This window comes from Celeribacter neptunius, from assembly GCF_900113955.1.
Taxonomy (GTDB): domain Bacteria; phylum Pseudomonadota; class Alphaproteobacteria; order Rhodobacterales; family Rhodobacteraceae; genus Celeribacter; species Celeribacter neptunius.
The window spans coordinates 71907-88559 of sequence record NZ_FORH01000007.1; the positions used below are offsets into that span (position 1 = coordinate 71907).

A 16653-nucleotide genomic window follows, 5' to 3' on the forward strand; every position below is an offset into this window, starting at 1 on the left:
GGGTCACTCCCGGGTTTTCATGACAGAGACAAGGTCGAGACGGTCGATCCGCCGTCGCACCAGCATGACGGAGACGAAAGACGTCGCCAAGACCACAAGCGAGGCGCGGGCATAGGCGGCGGGCGGCAGGACCATCGGGATGGAATAGAGATCGGAGGAGAAGCTCGCCGCCATCAGTTCGCCGAGCCCGTAACCGATGAGCCAGCCCAGAGGCTGGGCCAGCGCGGCGATCAACATGATCTCGCCGACGAGGACAAAGGAGACTTCCCAGTTCGAGAAGCCGAGGATACGCAGCGAGGCCAGCTCGCGGGCGCGTTCGGAGAGCTGTATCCGGGCGCTGTTATAGGTCAGCCCGACGGTGATCAGAATGGCGACGATGCTGAACAGTCCGTTCATGATCGAGATATTCTCATCCACCGTGGCGGCAAAGGAGGCTTTCATATCGGTCACCCGGACAGCGCCGGAGATCATCGGCACCTCCTTGATGGCGGTGTTGAACGCCATGTCTTGGCGTGGATCGAGCGAGACATTGGCGACCGAGATTTGCGGCTCTGTGCGGGTCAGCCGGGCCATGGCCTCACGGCTCATATAGGCGCCGAGGCCGAGAAACTGTTCGGTAATGCCGGAAACGGTCAGCCAATAGGTCTCACGCCGCCCGGTCATGAATTCGACCTCGACCTGGTCGCCGGGGCGGAGCCCGAGCACCTCGGCCACCCGGGTGGTGATCAGCAGGCCGGAACCGTTTGCTTCGACCACATGGCCGACCTCATCGATCGAGCGTGCCAGAGTGGCGCCCTCACCGCGGGTGATGATCGACAGTTGTTTCTCGCGCCAGCCATTGCGCAGTTTCACCGGTGTATAGAGCTCGCCCTCGACCTCTTCGACCCCGGGCAATTTGCGCACGTCCTCGAGCGCGGAGAGCGAGCGTTCCTTGGCAAAGAGCAGGACCGTGTCTTCGCGATTGGACTGGTCAAAGGCGATATCGGAGACCGCGTTGATCGAATAGGAAAAGAACCCGACCGAGATCATGATGGCGACGGCGAGCGACAGGCCGACGGCGGACATGGCGGCGCGCAGCGGCCAGCGAAACAAGGATCGCCAGATCATCATCGAGGGCTGGCTGAGCCGCAAGGCTGCGAGCAGGCGATCAAACAGGCTGCGTTTGAACCGCGGCGGGGCCGGCGGCGACATGGCGACGGCGGGCGGCAGGGTGGCGGCGGCCATGGCGGAGCGCAAGGCGCCGATGGCAGCGGTCAAAAGCGCCAGAAACCCGGAGATCGCATAGGCATCGTAAGAGACGTTGAAGATCAGATAGGGAAATTTGAAATATTGCGCATATTCCGCGGCCATCCAGCGCGCCGACATGCCGCCGGTGATCCAGCCGATGACAATGCCCAATAGGGCGGTCAGCCCGGCGAGGAGCACATAATGCGCGGCGATATGGAGATCGGTATAGCCCAGAGCCTTCAACAGCCCGATCTCGCCGCGTTCGAGCGCAATGATCCTGCCGATCACCATATTGACCAGAAAGGCGGAGATGCCGAAGAACACCGGCGGCAGGATGGTCGCCATGTTCTTGAGTTGCTTGATTTCGGTGGCGATGAAAGCGTTCGAGGCCTGCTGATCCCGGCCATGGGCGCCGGTGCCGCCATAGGGTGCCAGAAGGTCGTCCAGCGCATCGATCACCTGCGGCTCATTGGCGCCACGCGTGAGGCTCAAAGAGACCGAATTGAACGCCCCCGACATGTCGAAAGCAGAGGCGAGCATCGCCTGTGGCAACCACATCACGCCGAAACTCGTATCGTCGGGCATCAGCGTGCCGGGACCGATGGCATAGACGAATTCCGGCGACAGCGCGGTGCCGGTGATCTTCAGGCTGCGCTTTTGCCCCGACAGAAGCGCATCGAATGTGTCGCCGAGGACAAAGCCGTTGGCCTGGGCAAAGGGTTCGGTCACCAGCACTTCATCCGTGGCCTGCGGATCAGGCAGGCGGCCGGAGCGCAGAAGCGGCACGTTGAGCCCGGGCAGGGCACCGTTGTCAGGCAGGGAAAGCGCCAGGCCGGTCGCGGATTTGACCCGCCCCGGCAGGTCGAGCATCAGATATTCCTGCACCCGGGCTTCGGCGCGTTGCACCCCGTCGAGCGCCGCGATCTCGCGCAACAGCGGGCGCGGCGCTTTTTCGGTCGCGGCCCAGACATCGGCAAACTCATTGCGTTCGTAAAAGGCTTCCAGAGTATCGTCGAGCGCCCGATACATGCCGAACGCCGTCAGCAAGATCATCACCCCGCAGGCGAGCACCAGCGCAATGGCAAGCGACTGGCCCCAGAGCCGTTTGAAATCCCGCAGGAGTTTCTTGTCGAGCGCATGCATGGCTACCACTCGATCTGCGACGGCGCGAGCCGGGTGTCATTGGTGGACACGGTGGAGATATTGCCGTCCTGAAAATGTACCACGCGATGGGCCATGCCCTGAATCGCGGCATTGTGGGTGATCACGATGGCGGTGGTGCCCAGATCCTCGTTGATGTCGCGAATGGCCTCGAGCACCTGCACGCCGGTGGAACTGTCGAGCGCGCCGGTGGGTTCGTCGCACAAGAGCACCTCGGGGCGTTTGGCGATGGCGCGGGCGATGGCGACGCGCTGTTGTTGCCCGCCCGACAGCTCGGCCGGGAAATGATCGATCCGGTCGCTCATGCCGACACGCGCGAGCGCCTCTTCGGCGCGCATCGGGTTGGGCGCGATATCGGTGACCATCTGGACATTTTCGCGCGCCGTGAGCGAGGGCACGAGATTGTAGAACTGAAAGACGAAGCCGACATGGTCCCGGCGATAGCGGGTCAGCTCGCGATCCGAGAGCAAGGTGAGATCGCGGCCACGGAACTCGACCAGCCCAGAGGTGGCGTGATCGAGCCCGCCCAGAATATTGAGAAGCGTGGATTTGCCCGAGCCCGAGGGGCCGAGGAGCACGGTCAGCTCGGAGCCATAGAGATCGAGATCCACCCCGGAGAGCGCCCGCACCTCGGTGCCGCCGGTGTGATAGGTTTTCACCAGATCCTCGGTGTGGAATATGGTCTCGGACAAAGCAGCCTCCCTCAGCCCTTGTCACCCTATGCTGTTTTCAAGCTCCTGCCTTGCGGCGGGTCAAATTCCCTCAATAGTCTTTCTCGAAAAATACGCCAAACCCGGTATCGCCATCCGAGGTCGCCGTGCCCTTGATCGTCACGTTCCGGGTGGCATCGAAATTCAGGTTGATCTGGGTCTTGCCGGCATTGTCGATGGTGACGTCGGTGTAGACGGAGTCGGAAATGTATTTGCCGAGCTTCAGCGAACTGCCGCCTTCCTCCGAGGTCTGCAGGTCGAGGTCGTCGAGGCCGAAGCTGTCGCGGATCGAGCCGACCAGCCCGCCACCGCCGCCGGTGAGCGTGGCCACCGCGGCAGCCATCTGCGCGGCTTGCAGGGCGGAGATTTCGCTCAGGCTCTTGCCGAACAGCAAGCGCGCGAGGATCTCGTCCTGGGGCAGCACCGGCGAGGAGGTGAGCGTGAGCTCGGGGGAGCTGACCGGGCCTTCGGTGATCAGCTGCACGGTCAGATCATCGGTCTCTGTGACCGCCACGAGGCGCATCATCGGGTCGAGTTCGCCTTGTAGGGTGACCGCGCCTTCCTCCATGACGATGCGTTTGCCCAGAAGCGACAGGCGCCCGCGGATCAGCGAGAATTGCCCGACCGGCACGACATCCGTGGTGGTGCCGCGCAGCCGCAGCTGACCGCCCATCTCGGCATCGAGACCGCGCCCGCGAATGAAAATCTGACTGGGGGCGGAAATGGTGAGGTCGAGCCCGTAGCTCGCGCCCGGCCCGCCGGTTTTTTCCTCGGCAATCAACCCGGCGCGGTCGCGGGTGCTCTGAACCTTGGCGGAGGCACCGCGATGGGTGATCGCCGGAATGTCGCCGCCGCTGCCGAGCGCCGCGGGCGAGACCGTCACATCGGTCTTGCCCAGGGTGAGCGCCCCGGAAATCTGGCCACCGCCGGTGAGCCCGCCCTCAAAGCGCAAATTCCCGTCGAGCGAGGTGCTGTAGAGCTGCGGGTCGCTCAGGCCGAGCTGATTGATGCCGATGGCGAGGCTGGCGGGAAAGGCGCCGGACAGGGTGATCGGCCCGGAGGTGGTGAGGCTGCCGCCAGTGTCGGCGCTGGCGGCAAAATCGAGCTGTGCCTGCCCACCGTTCAGCGTCACCAGACCGCGCTCGACGGTGAGCGCCAGCCCGGCCGAGGAAATCACCGCCCGGCCGCCGGGCACAATCTGTGCCTGTCCTGAAACTGCGTTCAGGCCCAAAGGCCCGTTGAGGCGCAGATCGAACGTGGTATTGCCCTGGGTCAGCGCCGCCGTGGTGAACCGGTTCGACAGGCCCAGAGGTGCTGTGCCGGTGAGGCTCAGGTCCGCCGTGGCGAAATCCTGCGCCAGCGCGCCGGACATTTGGGCGGCCGTGCCGCCGGGGCCTGTCATGTTCGCGGCCGCCTGCCAAGGTGTCTCTGTGCCGCTGTGCGACAGTTGCGCGTCAAGGGACAGCGGCCCGCTCAGGGCGACGCCCAGCCGGGCCACGTCGTCGAGCCGCGCGGTCACCGTGATCTCGGCGCTCTCGGCGGCGAATGTCGTTTCGGCCTGGGCCTGAAGCGCGGGGGTGGCGAGATCTGCCTGGCGCAGGGTCAGGCCGCTCTCGTCGCGTTTGGCGGAGAGCGAGAGCGTGCTTGTGCCGCCGGTCAGCGCATCGAGCTGGGCGATGCCGCTGCGCAGGTTCGTTCCCGTGGCCGCGACATCGAGATCGAACAGGCCTGTGAGCGGCGTGACGCTGCCCTTGGCGGAGGCGTTCAGCGCGCCCGACAGGGGCCGCCCGGCCAGCGTCGAGAATTGCGCCAGCTGCGGCGCGTCGAGCGCGAGCGTGCCATCGAAGGCCAAAGCGTTCAGATCGCCGCTCTCGAGCCCTTTGAGTGCGCCGTTGAGCTGTGCGGAGGTACCGCCGAGCCCGTCGAGCTCTGCATCCGTTTGCCATGGGCTGTCGGCGCCGGTGCGGGACATGTCCAGGGTCACAGAGAGCGGACCGCTCAGCCCGAGCCCAAGCCGTGCGGCCTCATCGAGCCTTGCACTGAGGTTCAGATCACCGGCCTCGGTCGAGAGCTGGCCGCGCGCGCGTGCCATCAGAGCCGTCGTGCTAAGAAAAGCCCGTTGCAGGCTCACGCCGGTGCCGTCGCGCTTGGCCGAAAGGCTGATCGCACTCCGCCCCCCGGTCAGCGCGTCGAGCTCTGCGATCCCGGCTTGAAGCTCGTTCCCCGTGGCATCGATGTCGAGGTCGAACGTGCCGTTCAGAGGCGCGATACGGCCCTGCGCCGCCGCGGTCAGGGCGCCGGACAGGTTTTGCCCGCTGAGCGCTGCGAACCGGCTCAGATCCGGCGTGTCGAGGCCGAGCTTGCCGGTGAAGCCCAGACCGTCCGACAGCCCGTCGAGGGAACCGGAAAGCGTGGCCGTGGTGTCGCTGCTTTGTATCTCCAGCGCCTCGAGGGCCAAGGGCCGGCCCTCGCGCCAGGACAGGCGTCCGGTCAGGCCGGGGGTGGCGCCGACCGCCTGTTGCAGCGCCGGATCGTCGAAGGCGAGATCCCGCGTCGTCAGGCTGAACCGCGATTTGACTGCGCCCAGCAGGGTCGCGCCATCGCTGCTGCGGCGACGCGAGATCGTGCCGCGGGCCGCGAGCGCGGCTTGGTCGAGACTGAGCCCGTCCTGGGCATATTGGGTCAGATCGATATCGGCGGTCCAGCTCTCGCCCTTGCGAATGTCATAGGCGGCACGGATCGCGGCATCGTGGACCCTGCTCCGGGCATTGCCGAAGGGCAACAAAACGGGTTCGCCATCGGGGCTGACCAGCGTACCGGAGAGGTCAAACGCGTTGGGCAGGCCGTCGGCGGCCAGATCCAGCGCGCCGGTCAGCAACAGTGTGCGGGTCGACAGGATAAAGCTTTCGAGGTCGAAACCGCCCTGCGGGTATGAGAGCCCCTTGGCGGAAAGCAGCGAGGCGTCCCCGAAGAATTGCGCATAGTCCGGGCTGAACAGCGGTGTCAGGTCGCCCGAGAGATCGGCGGTGAAGCGCCGTGGGGCCGGGGCGTCGGACTGATCCGGGTCCGGCTCGGCGGACAGTGCGACGCGGCCGGTCAGGCGTTCTTGCCCATCGGTCGAAAGGGCAATGTCGGTGGCGAACCCGTCCAGCGGGCCGGAGCCCTTGGCGACCAGCGACAAGGATGGTGCGCCGGGCAGATTGGCCAATGTGGTGACGATGCCGCCTTCGCCCTCGCTCAGCGACAGATCGAGATCAAGCTGTTCCGTGGCATTGTCAAAGCTGGCCGCAAGCGAGAATTGTCCCGTCGTCCCATCGAGCCGGGTGATGTCGAGCGCGGTCTGGCCGGAGCCATCGGCGAGCTGCGCCGAACCGCTCAGAGATATTTCCACGGCTTCGCCGATTTTCAGCACTGGGGCGCCAAGCCGCACCCGTTCCGCCTCGATCGCGCCGATGTCGATCGAGACCGGCAGATCGGGCAGCGAGAAAGGCGTGGCCTCCGGCGCAGGGATGTCGACGGTTGTCTGGGGCGCGTCGGGCAGGCGGTCAAACAGGATCTCTTTGGCGGCGATCCGTGTGACTTCGACCCTGCCGGACAAAAGTGCCGCCCGGCTCCAGTCGAGCTCCGCGCCTTTCAGGGTGAACCATACGCCCTGATCATCGGCGATGGTCAGCGTGTCGAGCGTCGCCGAGGAGGCCAGCAGCCCCTTGAACCCCTCGATGCGGATATCGCGCCCGGCGCCCGAAAGATTGTCTTCGAGAAAACCGACGATCATTGAACGGTCGCGCTCGGTCTCCGCCGGGGTGCCGCTGTCCTGCGCCAGAAGCGTCGAGGGCAGGGCTGTGGACGCGGCCAGGGCGAGGGTGATGGGAAGAAGCTTTTTCAAAATGCCTGTCCGATGCCGATATAGATTTGCACCCCGTCACCGGTGTTGCCGGACACCGGCCCGGCAAGATCGAAGCGGATCGGTCCAAACCCGGTCTCGTAGCGCAGGCCAAGACCGGCACCGGCGTGCCATTCCGCGTCTTCGCCCGGCAGCGCGGTGGTGCCGATGCCGCCCAGATCGTAGAAACCGACGACAGAGATCGGACCTTTGATCTTGGTGCGCAACTCGGCGGAGAGGCCAAGGAAACTGGCGCCACCGGTCTCATCGCCACCGCCGAGATCGACGCCCAGAGACTGATAGGGCTGGCCGCGCACGGTGCCGCCGCCGCCGGAGAAAAACAGCATGTCGGGCGGCACTTCGGTGTAATCGGCGCCCATGACAGAGCCCAGTTGCAGCCGGCCGGCGAAGGTGAAACGATCATTGTCGCCAAAGCTGCGATAGCCGCGCCCGTCGGCGAACACCCGCGTGCCGGAGGCCGAGCCGTCGATGCCGACAAAAGGCAGGATCTCGGCTTCGAAATAGGAGCCGGAGGCGGGGTTCAGCGCATTGTCGCGTGTGTCGCGCGAACCGGAGATCGGAAAGATCACATGCGAGAAGTTGCGCGAGCCGAGATCGTCCTCGACCTCGGAATAGCGATAGCCGATGCCAGCGGTGAAGGTCGAATTGGGCGAGGTCTCGACATCGAAGCCGAGGGTGAATTCGCCCGAATCCGACAGGTAATCGGGCTCGTCGAGATGTTCCACCGTCGCGCCGAGCACCAGCGTGGTCTTGCGCGTCACCGTCGCCGGGCGGCGGTAGCTGGCGGAGACGGTCGCATCGACGCCGGTGGTGCCGCCCAATCCCGAGATTTCGCCGTCGAAACGCAGCCGGTCGGCATTGTCGGTGAGGTTGCGATGCATCCAATAGGCCGAGAGCGTGCCGCCCTCGAGCGACGACAGTTCGGCGCCAAAGCCGAAGCGACGCGGCTTTTCATCGATCAGCGTGGCGGTGATGTCGAGACTGCCATCGGCATTGAGCGTGTCGGCCTCGCGCAGGGTGATCGAGCGGAATGTGCCGGTCTTCTGCAGCCGTTTGGTGACCAGCACCAGCTTGTCCGGATGATAGGCGGTGCCGGTGGGCAGGTTGGCGATGCGCCAAAGCCGGTCTTCGCGCACCGTGGTGTTGCCGGCAAAGCGCAAGCGACCGAGGGTGACGGCAGGGCCGGGATCGATGGTGAGATCGGCATCGAGCGTCCGCGTGTCGTGATCGGCCACGATGTCCTGACCGGCGGGCGCAGCCTTGGCATGCGAGGCTTCGCGCCAGGCCTCGATGGCGGCATCCGAGGCCTCCCCGATCAGCGACGCCCGGGCGATTTCGCCACGGGCGAAACCCTCGGGCAATTCCGTGCCTGCGGCCAGCGGCACCACGCGGGTCTCGCCAAAGACGAATTGCGGTCCGGGCGCCACGGTGATCACCACGGTGGAGATCGAGGCCGGTAGGGAAATCAATGACATGGAGGCGCCTTCGCGGCCATCGACACGGATCGAGATGCTCGGTCCGTAATAGCCTTCGCGATAGAGCGTGCCGATCAATGTGCGATAATCGCTCTGAACCGCGGCGATAATTTCTTCGGGCGCGGTCACATCCTGACCGACGGCCTCGAGCACGGCGGAAGCCGCGCGCAGACGCTTGCTCAGATCGTCACTGCCGGAGCTGTCCAGCCTCGCTTCGAACGCCCCGGCGGCGGTGCCGCCGAGCGTTGCGGCACAGAGGCAAATCACGGCTGCAAATTTGGTTGCGTTCAACACCTTTGGTCGTCCCCTCGAACGGTCCCCCCCGTCCTTGTTGCCCCGACTATGCGGTGTTCCGCCGACAGTTGAAAGGGGCTTTGCCGTGATTTTGCAGAGAGTTCATCGCGAGGGCGGTTTGTTGCTTGCTCCGAGGCGCCTAGCGCCCTAAAGCCATTCATGACCAAGCAAAGACACGGTTTGAGCGCGATGCGCAGGCGCCCGGCAATCGGGGGCCGGTGCTTTGCGTTTCGTTGGATTTACCCGAGGGTGAATTGCCTCGGGGGCCGTGCGAATTCAGGAGGACGCTATGGCCGAATGTGAGATTTGTGGAGCGGATGCCGCTCTGACCGAGGTGGCTGTGCAGCCGAAAAGCGAGACGGTGAGCCTGTGCGACACCTGTGCAAACGGGCTCAAGGGCGAAGCGGTGCCCGAAGGTCACTGGCAGGCGCTGACCAGCTCGATGTGGTCGGAAAGCGACGCGGTCAAGGTGGTGTCCTGGCGGCTCTTGAACCGGTTCAAGGATGAGGCCTGGGCCGCCGATGCGCTCGACATGCTGTACCTGGAACCCGAGGTCGAGGACTGGGCCAAGGCCGCCGGTCCCGAGGTGATCCATCGCGACAGTGTCGGTGCGGTTCTGTCCTCGGGAGACACCGTGGTGCTGATCAAGGACCTGCCGGTCAAGGGCGGTGGCTTTACCGCCAAGCGCGGCACGGCGGTGCGGGGCATTTCTCTGGTGCAGGACAACGCCGGCCAGATCGAAGGCCGCGTCGAAGGCCAGCGCATCGTCATTCTCACGGAGTTCGTGAAAAAGCGCTGAGCGCCTTTGGGCCTTCAAGAAACTTGACGAAAACACGGCGTCGCAGTACTGCGGCGCCGATGCACGCCCGACGTGCAGCGTGTCACCCGCCGCGTGGCCATTGCAAGGCAAATGAGCGGGTCCTTTCGAAAGATGAAAAAGATGGCGGGGAGCCTGTTTTCCTCGGGCGATCTGACGGTGGACCGTCGGGCGTCTTTTGCCGAAACGCTGGCGCATCTGGGGGATTTGGCCGGGGCGGTGGAGACACTTGCGGGTGCATTGGACTTGGTGCCGGGCTGGGTGGCCGGCTGGTTTCGACTGGGCGAATGGCTGGAGGCGCTGGGGGAGACTGACGCGGCTTGTGCCGCCTGGGAGCGGGCGATTTTGGCCGATCCGTGCGATGCGTTGGGGGCCGGGCTCAAACGCGATCTGGCGCGCAAAGTGCCGATGGCGGAGGCCATGCCCGCCGCTTTTGTCGAGCTGTTGTTCGATCAATACGCGCCGCGGTTCGAGCGCTCTCTGGTCGAAAAACTCGGTTATCGCGGGCCGGAGATCCTGCGCGACAGCCTGCTCCTGACCGGGCGCACGCGGTTTGAGCATGTGCTCGATCTCGGCTGTGGCACAGGGTTGATGGGGGGCGCGATCCGGCCGTTTTGTGACCAGCTGTCCGGCTATGACATCTCCGAGGGCATGCTGGTCGAGGCGGATCGCAAGGGCATCTACGATCTGTTGGAGAAACAGGATATCGCCCGGCTGGAGCTCGGGGCCGAACGCTATGACCTGATTCTGGCGGCGGATGTGTTCATCTACTTGGGCGCTTTGGAGCGGATCATGTCCTGGTGTGCCGGCTCACTCGCCGATCACGGTGTTCTGGCCTTCACGGTCGAGCTGGGGGCGGCGCCGGTGGAATTGCGGGACACGAGGCGGTTCGCGCATTCCCAGGCCTATGTCGAAGCCCTTCTGGCCGAGGCCGGCTTTGGCCGGGTGACGATGACGCCCTGTACGCTCCGCGAAGATCGTGGCGAAGCCATCGCGGCGCTGGCCGTGGTGGCCACCGATCTGGTCGGGGTGCGAGACCGTGAGGGCGATGGCGAGACCTTGATAAGGGCCTGAAGTCAGGAAAGAAAAACGCCCGCATAGGTGCGGGCGTTTCTTTGTCTCGGGTCAGCGCAGGCTTCAGCACAAGGGCTGAAAAAGCGCTTAGGCCAGAACGAGGTTCACAGCGGATTCGCGACCGTCACGGCCGGCTTCGATGTCGAAGGTGACCTTCGCGCCATCGGCCAGGCCGGTGAGGCCGGAACGCTCGACGGCAGAGATGTGCACGAACACGTCCTTGCTGCCGCCTTCCGGCTGAATGAAGCCGAAGCCTTTGGTGGAATTGAACCATTTCACGGTGCCATTGGCCATCGTGTTTACTCCTGTTTGTCTTGTCGCTCGCGAGATTGCAGCGACCCGGCGTCGTCAAGGATCGTTCGATGACTGTGGCCGGTAAAACCGAACAGAAGGGTCGAAAGAGGTAACTTAGCGCGGGGAATATGACAGGTTTCTGTGTCGCTGGATAGGGGAATTTTGCCCTGCCGGGTCGGCGTCGGATTCGCGTCGGCCTCCTGTCGGCCTTCCGTTGGACCCCGCGTGCGCTCCGGTGAGGCGGGATTAACACCGCTTTGACAAGCTGGGGCGCGCAGAAATCGGAGCGTGCCATGACCCCCCGCCAGCCCCCTCGCCAGCCCTCCCGCCAGACCCAATCGACCGGTTCCCAATCGACCCGCCGCCCGCAGCGCCCGCGGCTCACCAAGACCCAACGCCTTGCCATGGACCGTCTCGAGCGGCAGGTCTATGCGCTCGGGAAGCTGGACATGTTCGACTGGGACGTCGCCCAGATCGTGCTGGAGGCCTGGGCAACGCTGGAACAGGATCTCGATGTCACCGAGAAGAAGGTCAAGGTGACGCTGCGCCTCGACGAGAGCGTCGCGAAATTCTTTCGCGCCCAAGGCCAGGGCTATCAGGCGCGGATCAACCGGGTGCTGGGCACCTATGCCCAGATGAAAATCGCCGAGATCGCCCTGACCGAGCGGAAATTCAAAGCCTGGCGTGCGGCCCGGAAGGCCGGCGCGAGCGAGGCGGAACAGTTGGCGGCATGGCGGGAGGCGGAGTGATGCGGGCGGCGCGACGCGCGCGTGGGGCGCACCTTTGGTGCGACGGGGCTGCGCGTTTCACGCGCCCCCCTCGGATCAGGCGCGAGAGAGTGTCCGACCAGACAGCGGGCACGTCTATTTCATTGTTTTTGGGAGGGAGCAGATAACATCAAATAACTGTCAAGAATTCTTGGTGCGAAAAGTGCAATCCTTTCTTGAAGCTCATCGTTCTTCAGGCTGGCCTGTTGCCACTCTTGGTCTGCATGATCGCCGAGCTCTTTCTCCCATTTTTCGTACAATTTCCAAAAGGCTGCATTGTACTCAGGGTACTGCGTGTGCCGGGTATATCTCGTTGACTTGGAACTGGATATTTTGTGAAGCCCTTCCCGTGCCAATGTGTCCCACATCGCGAACTCTGTTGGTTGCCAAGTGCAAAGGAGCTTCGAAAGGAGCGAGATTCGATTTTGATTGAGGACTCTTTCTTGTTTTTGCGCCTCTTTGTTTTTGTCCTTCGGCAGATCGATGAGCATTTTCTTGAACTCGCCAAAACCTTTCTCAAAAGCTTCGTAAGTCATGTTTTTCGAGAAATTGGATAAAAAACCGGGGGTGGATTTCAGATCTTTTCGGAGAGTATCACACTGTCGTGCACTGAGGCCGCGGACGACCGAGTAGTCCGCGCCAAAACCGCGAAAGCGCGGGTAATCCAGCAAGAGTGGCAAAGACTTGAAATCTGGTTCCAGAAAGTCCGGTCCCCACCAGCCCCAGTTTTCCTTTGCTTGCATGGCGGCTTTCTTAAGAAGATTCTGGTCGGGACAAGGCATTGAGGAATTCCTTTTGGACACGAAAAGAGAACGCCCCGCACAGGGCGGGGCGTCAGGTTACCTAGAAAACTTCTTATACTTCAATCGCTTCGGCTCCAAGGCATCCGGTCCAAGTCTCCGTTTCTTGTCCTCTTCGTAATCCTCGAAGTTGCCTTCGAACCATTCGACATGGGCGTCGCCTTCGAAGGCGAGGATGTGGGTACAGATGCGGTCAAGGAAGAAACGGTCGTGGGAGATGACCACGGCGCAGCCGGCAAACTCTGTGAGCGCGTCTTCCAGCGCGCGGAGGGTTTCGACGTCGAGATCGTTGGTCGGTTCGTCAAGGAGCAGCACGTTGCCGCCGGACTTCAAGAGCCGCGCCATGTGCACCCGGTTGCGTTCACCGCCCGAAAGCACGCCGACCTTCTTCTGCTGATCGCCGCCCTTGAAGTTGAAGGTCGAACAATAGGCCCGGCCGTTCACCTCGGCATCGCCCAGGTTGATGATCTGTTGCCCGTCGGAGATCGCCTCGAACACCGTGTCATTCGGGTTCAGGTCGTCGCGCGACTGGTCGACATAGCTGAGCTTGACCGTGTCGCCGAATTCCACCGTGCCCTCGTCGGGCTCCAACTGGCCGGTGAGCATGCGAAACAGCGTTGATTTACCGGCGCCGTTCGGGCCGATGACGCCGACGATGCCACCGGGCGGCAGGGAGAAATCGAGCCCTTCGATCAACTGCTTGTCACCCATATGTTTCGAGAGCCCGTGCACCTCGATGACCTTGGAGCCAAGCCGCGGACCATTGGGGATGACGATCTGGGCGCGGGTGATTTTCTCGCGTTCGGACTGGGAGGCCAGTTCGTTATAGGCGTTGATCCGGGCTTTCTGTTTCGCCTGACGGGCTTTCTGACCCTGACGCATCCATTCAAGTTCGCGTTCGAGGGTTTTCTGTTTCGATTTGTCCTCGCGGGCTTCCTGCTCCAGCCGCTTGGCTTTCTGCTCGAGCCAGGCCGAATAATTGCCCTCGTAGGGGATGCCGGCGCCACGGTCCAGTTCGAGAATCCAACCGGTGATATCGTCGAGGAAGTAACGGTCGTGGGTGACGATCAGGATCGTGCCCTTGTACTCGATCAGGTGCTGTTGCAGCCAGGCGATGGTCTCGGCGTCCAAATGGTTGGTCGGTTCGTCGAGGAGCAGCATGTCGGGCGCTTCCAAGAGCAGTTTGCAGAGCGCAACCCGGCGCTTTTCCCCGCCCGAGAGCGTGGTGACATCGGCATCGTCCGGCGGGCAGCGCAGCGCCTCCATCGAGATGTCGATCTGGCTGTCGAGATCCCAGAGGTTCTGGCTGTCGATCTCGTCTTGCAGCTGGGCCATCTCCTCGGCGGTCTCGTCCGAGTAGTTCATGGCGAGCTCGTTGTAACGGTCGAGAATGTCCTTCTTGGCCTTCACGCCGAGCATGACGTTTTCGCGCACGGTGAGGGCCGGATCGAGCTCCGGCTCCTGCGGCAGGTAACCGACCTTGGCGCCTTCCGCGGCCCAGGCCTCCCCGGTGAAATCCTTGTCCTGACCGGCCATGATCCGCATCAGCGTCGATTTACCGGTGCCGTTGACACCGACGACACCGATTTTCACCCCCGGAAGGAAGGACAGGCGGATGTTCTCGAACACCTTCTTGCCACCGGGGTAGGTCTTGGACACGCCGTCCATGTGGTAGACGTATTGATAGGCTGCCATTTGGGGGCTCCTTGGAGGGAATTGGGATTTTGTGCTTAGATAGCGGAGTGTGACAAGGGGGGCAATTGGTATGGCGAAGAGATTGGCAGAACTTGGGATCGGGCGCGGCGAGATTTTGACCGTACTCAAACAGATGCGCGATATCCCGAAAGGTCCGCACAATTGGTCGGGCAAGACTTTTCTCGTCGACCCAGATGATGGGAGCGTTTGGGACCTGAAGCCCGCTATACGGGAAGCCTATAAAAACGCGAATGCGGCGTGGAACGACAACGATTACTGGGGTAGCTTTGACGATGAACTCCGTACTATGGGTTTCTCCTATCTAAAGTTCGACAAGGATTCACGCCGCTCCCTCGGCCTCAGCGGTTACGACCCCGAAGCGTTCTATGATCGCTTCACGGTGTTCTACCCCGATGGCGCTGAGAAGATATCCGAAGAGGGAGAGGCGCCTCCGTGGGAATTCCCGAGCAACGAGGCCCAAACCGAACGCCCCTCGTTCAGTGAGAAAAAGGTTGCCGTTGTGCACAAAGCGTGGGAGCGGCGCGGGGTGAATACGCGCAAGATCAAGGAGGAGAAAGGGTACGTTTGTGAGGGCTGCGAGCTAGACGCGATTGCAGCTTATGGCGCGGAGATCGCGACGAGCGTGATCGAGGCCCATCACCTCAAACCCGTGGCAGAGATGCCTCCCGAGGGGCGTGTGGTCGATCCTGACGATTTCGCGGTGCTTTGCGCCACTTGTCACCGCATTATTCATCGTCTCGATAGTCCCGATGATCTTGATGGTTTGCGAGAGATGGTGCGGGGGAAATGACCCTCACATCGCCTTCTCGAAAAACAGGTCCGGATAAGGATCGTCGTTGAACCGCTCGATCTCACTCCATCCCAATCGCTGATACAATCCCGCAGCTTCCGGCAGGGCGGAGTTGGTGTCCAGGCGCAGCGTGGTGATGCCGATCTCCCGCGCGCGGGTCTCGATCTCGGACATCAGCCGTTTGGCGAGGCCGAGGCCGCGCGCCGAAGGGGCGACCCAGAGGCGTTTGATCTCGGCATAGCCCCCTTTTTCTTTAGACGTGTCGGTGCCTTTCAAGCCGACGCAGCCCGACGGCAGCCCGTCCGCCATGGCGACGAGAAAGGCGCCGCGCGGGGGGCGCATGTCGGAGGCGTCGAGGCGGGCGGCTTTTGCCGGGTCGAAGCCCATCGAAAACCGCACGGCCAGCTCGCTGTAATAGCTCTGCATCGCGTCTTGCGCCATTGCGCTGTCGGGGTCCATCTCGAGCACTTCGATCCGGTCGCGCCCCAAGGCGGAGGCGATCAGATCCATCGCGGCGAGGAGCTGTTCCGGATGCGGATGCCGGTCCAGAAGCGCCTGGGCGCGGGTGTCGGAGAGCGCCTCATAGGCCTCGTATTCACTGAGCCCCGCGGGCGTCAGCGCGGCATGGCGGCGGCGCTTGTCCTCCGGGTCTTCGCTGACCGCGATCAGCCCTTCCTCTTCCAGCCCGCGCAACAGCCGCGACATCAGCCCGGTGTCGAGATCGAGAAAATCGCGCACCTCCGAGACGGCGCGCCCCTCCGGGCCGATGGCATTGAGCACACGGGCCGCGCCGAGCGGGCGGCCACGGCCGAGAAAGCTCTGGTCCAGGGCGCCGGTCTCGGTGGTGACGGCGCGGTTGAAGCGGCGGATGCGGGCGACGGGAGAAAGCGACATTTTATTCCTGACCTGGGTCTGCTATTTTGTCTGACTTTAGTCAGCAAATGGAAATCGTCAAGCCCATACGGCGGAGCAGAATATTGACAGTGCGGCGACATGTCGCCATGCAGGACGCCATGCGTTGCGACCTGCCATATGCCCGCCCCGGTCAGGTGATCGGTTTGCTCGGGGGATCCTTCGATCCCGCGCATGAGGGCCATGTGCATATCACAAAAATGGCGTTGAAACGCTTTGGCTTGGATCGGGTCTGGTGGCTGGTCAGCCCCGGCAATCCATTGAAGGAACACGGCCCGGCGGGGATGGAAAAGCGGCTCGCCCATGCCCGGGCGATCATGCGCCATCCGAAGGTCGAGGTGACCGATCTCGAGGCCCGCACCGGCACGCGTTACACCGCGGCGACGCTCGAGGCGGTGAAGCGGCTCTACCCCGGAGTGACCTTCGTCTGGCTGATGGGGGCGGATAATCTGGCACAGTTTCACCTCTGGCAGGATTGGCGCGGCATCATGGAGACCACGCCCATGGGGGTGATCGCCCGGCCGGGCACGCGCGGCGCGGCGCGCAATTCGGTGGCGGCGCATAGTTTTGCCCATGCCAAGCTGCCGTCGGGCTCTTCGCGGCTTCTGGGGCGTTGCGCGGCGCCGTGCTGGTGTTTCATCAACGTGCCGATGTCGCATGCCTCCTCGACAGAAATCCGTGCCAAAGGGGAATGGCAGCGCTGATCGGCGCA

Annotated in this window: 13 protein-coding genes; 5 read left to right on the forward strand and 8 right to left on the reverse strand. The window is 63.3% G+C overall.

The genetic code is table 11. From position 1 onward, the window contains the following. Positions 1 to 3: 3 nt before the first annotated feature. The 4 genes from BM151_RS16190 to BM151_RS16205 all read right to left on the reverse strand — a co-directional run bounded on the left by BM151_RS16190 (position 4) and on the right by BM151_RS16205 (position 8771). Positions 4 to 2370 (reverse strand): ABC transporter permease, encoded by a 2367-nt coding sequence (locus tag BM151_RS16190; protein WP_090061791.1) that lies wholly within the window; start codon positions 2368 to 2370, stop codon positions 4 to 6. 2 nt (positions 2371 to 2372) lie between these two features. After that, positions 2373 to 3080, reverse strand: a complete 708-nt coding sequence (locus tag BM151_RS16195; RefSeq protein ID WP_177213188.1) for an ABC transporter ATP-binding protein — start codon at positions 3078 to 3080, stop codon at positions 2373 to 2375. 70 nt (positions 3081 to 3150) lie between these two features. Then, entirely contained in the window at positions 3151 to 6984 is a 3834-nt protein-coding gene (locus BM151_RS16200) for a translocation/assembly module TamB domain-containing protein (protein ID WP_090061792.1), read from the reverse strand. Then, entirely contained in the window at positions 6981 to 8771 is a 1791-nt protein-coding gene (locus BM151_RS16205; protein WP_245781237.1) for an autotransporter assembly complex protein TamA, read from the reverse strand. The genes BM151_RS16200 and BM151_RS16205 overlap by 4 nt, the downstream gene beginning before the upstream one ends. A 289-nt stretch (positions 8772 to 9060) precedes the next feature. Here BM151_RS16205 and BM151_RS16210 point away from each other — a divergent pair, with 289 nt between their 5' ends. Continuing rightward, positions 9061 to 9570 carry a PhnA domain-containing protein gene (locus BM151_RS16210; protein WP_090061793.1) on the forward strand — a complete coding sequence of 170 codons (510 nt, stop codon included), beginning with the start codon at positions 9061 to 9063 and terminating at the stop codon, positions 9568 to 9570. A 141-nt stretch (positions 9571 to 9711) separates the two neighbouring features. Continuing rightward, positions 9712 to 10662 carry a class I SAM-dependent DNA methyltransferase gene (locus BM151_RS16215; protein WP_090061992.1) on the forward strand — a complete coding sequence of 317 codons (951 nt, stop codon included), beginning with the start codon at positions 9712 to 9714 and terminating at the stop codon, positions 10660 to 10662. An 87-nt stretch (positions 10663 to 10749) separates the two neighbouring features. Here the strand turns inward: BM151_RS16215 and BM151_RS16220 are convergent, their stop codons facing one another. Beyond that, positions 10750 to 10956: a cold-shock protein gene (locus BM151_RS16220; protein ID WP_066708083.1), complete on the reverse strand. Its 207-nt coding sequence runs from the start codon at positions 10954 to 10956 to the stop codon at positions 10750 to 10752. 293 nt (positions 10957 to 11249) lie between these two features. Between BM151_RS16220 and BM151_RS16225 the strand changes: the two genes are divergently transcribed. Further along, complete coding sequence (locus BM151_RS16225; protein ID WP_090061794.1) at positions 11250 to 11705, forward strand: BrnA antitoxin family protein; 456 nt, start codon at positions 11250 to 11252, stop codon at positions 11703 to 11705. 119 nt (positions 11706 to 11824) lie between these two features. Here BM151_RS16225 and BM151_RS16230 read toward each other — a convergent pair whose 3' ends face one another. Together BM151_RS16230 and ettA are read right to left on the reverse strand one after the other, a co-directional pair. Continuing rightward, positions 11825 to 12505, reverse strand: a complete 681-nt coding sequence (locus BM151_RS16230; RefSeq protein ID WP_143093117.1) for a hypothetical protein — start codon at positions 12503 to 12505, stop codon at positions 11825 to 11827. A gap of 57 nt (positions 12506 to 12562) precedes the next feature. Further along, positions 12563 to 14218 (reverse strand): energy-dependent translational throttle protein EttA, encoded by a 1656-nt coding sequence (gene ettA, locus BM151_RS16235; RefSeq protein WP_090061796.1) that lies wholly within the window; start codon positions 14216 to 14218, stop codon positions 12563 to 12565. Positions 14219 to 14288: 70 nt separating this feature from the next. Between ettA and BM151_RS16240 the strand changes: the two genes are divergently transcribed. After that, positions 14289 to 15029 (forward strand): HNH endonuclease, encoded by a 741-nt coding sequence (locus tag BM151_RS16240; RefSeq protein WP_090061797.1) that lies wholly within the window; start codon positions 14289 to 14291, stop codon positions 15027 to 15029. A gap of 3 nt (positions 15030 to 15032) precedes the next feature. On the opposite strand, the gene BM151_RS16245 is transcribed toward BM151_RS16240, so the two are convergent. Beyond that, positions 15033 to 15923, reverse strand: a complete 891-nt coding sequence (locus tag BM151_RS16245; protein ID WP_090061798.1) for a bifunctional helix-turn-helix transcriptional regulator/GNAT family N-acetyltransferase — start codon at positions 15921 to 15923, stop codon at positions 15033 to 15035. 119 nt (positions 15924 to 16042) lie between these two features. Between BM151_RS16245 and BM151_RS16250 the strand changes: the two genes are divergently transcribed. Continuing rightward, positions 16043 to 16645, forward strand: coding sequence for a nicotinate-nucleotide adenylyltransferase (locus BM151_RS16250; RefSeq protein WP_090061993.1), 603 nt, complete (start codon positions 16043 to 16045; stop codon positions 16643 to 16645). Positions 16646 to 16653 lie beyond the last annotated feature (8 nt).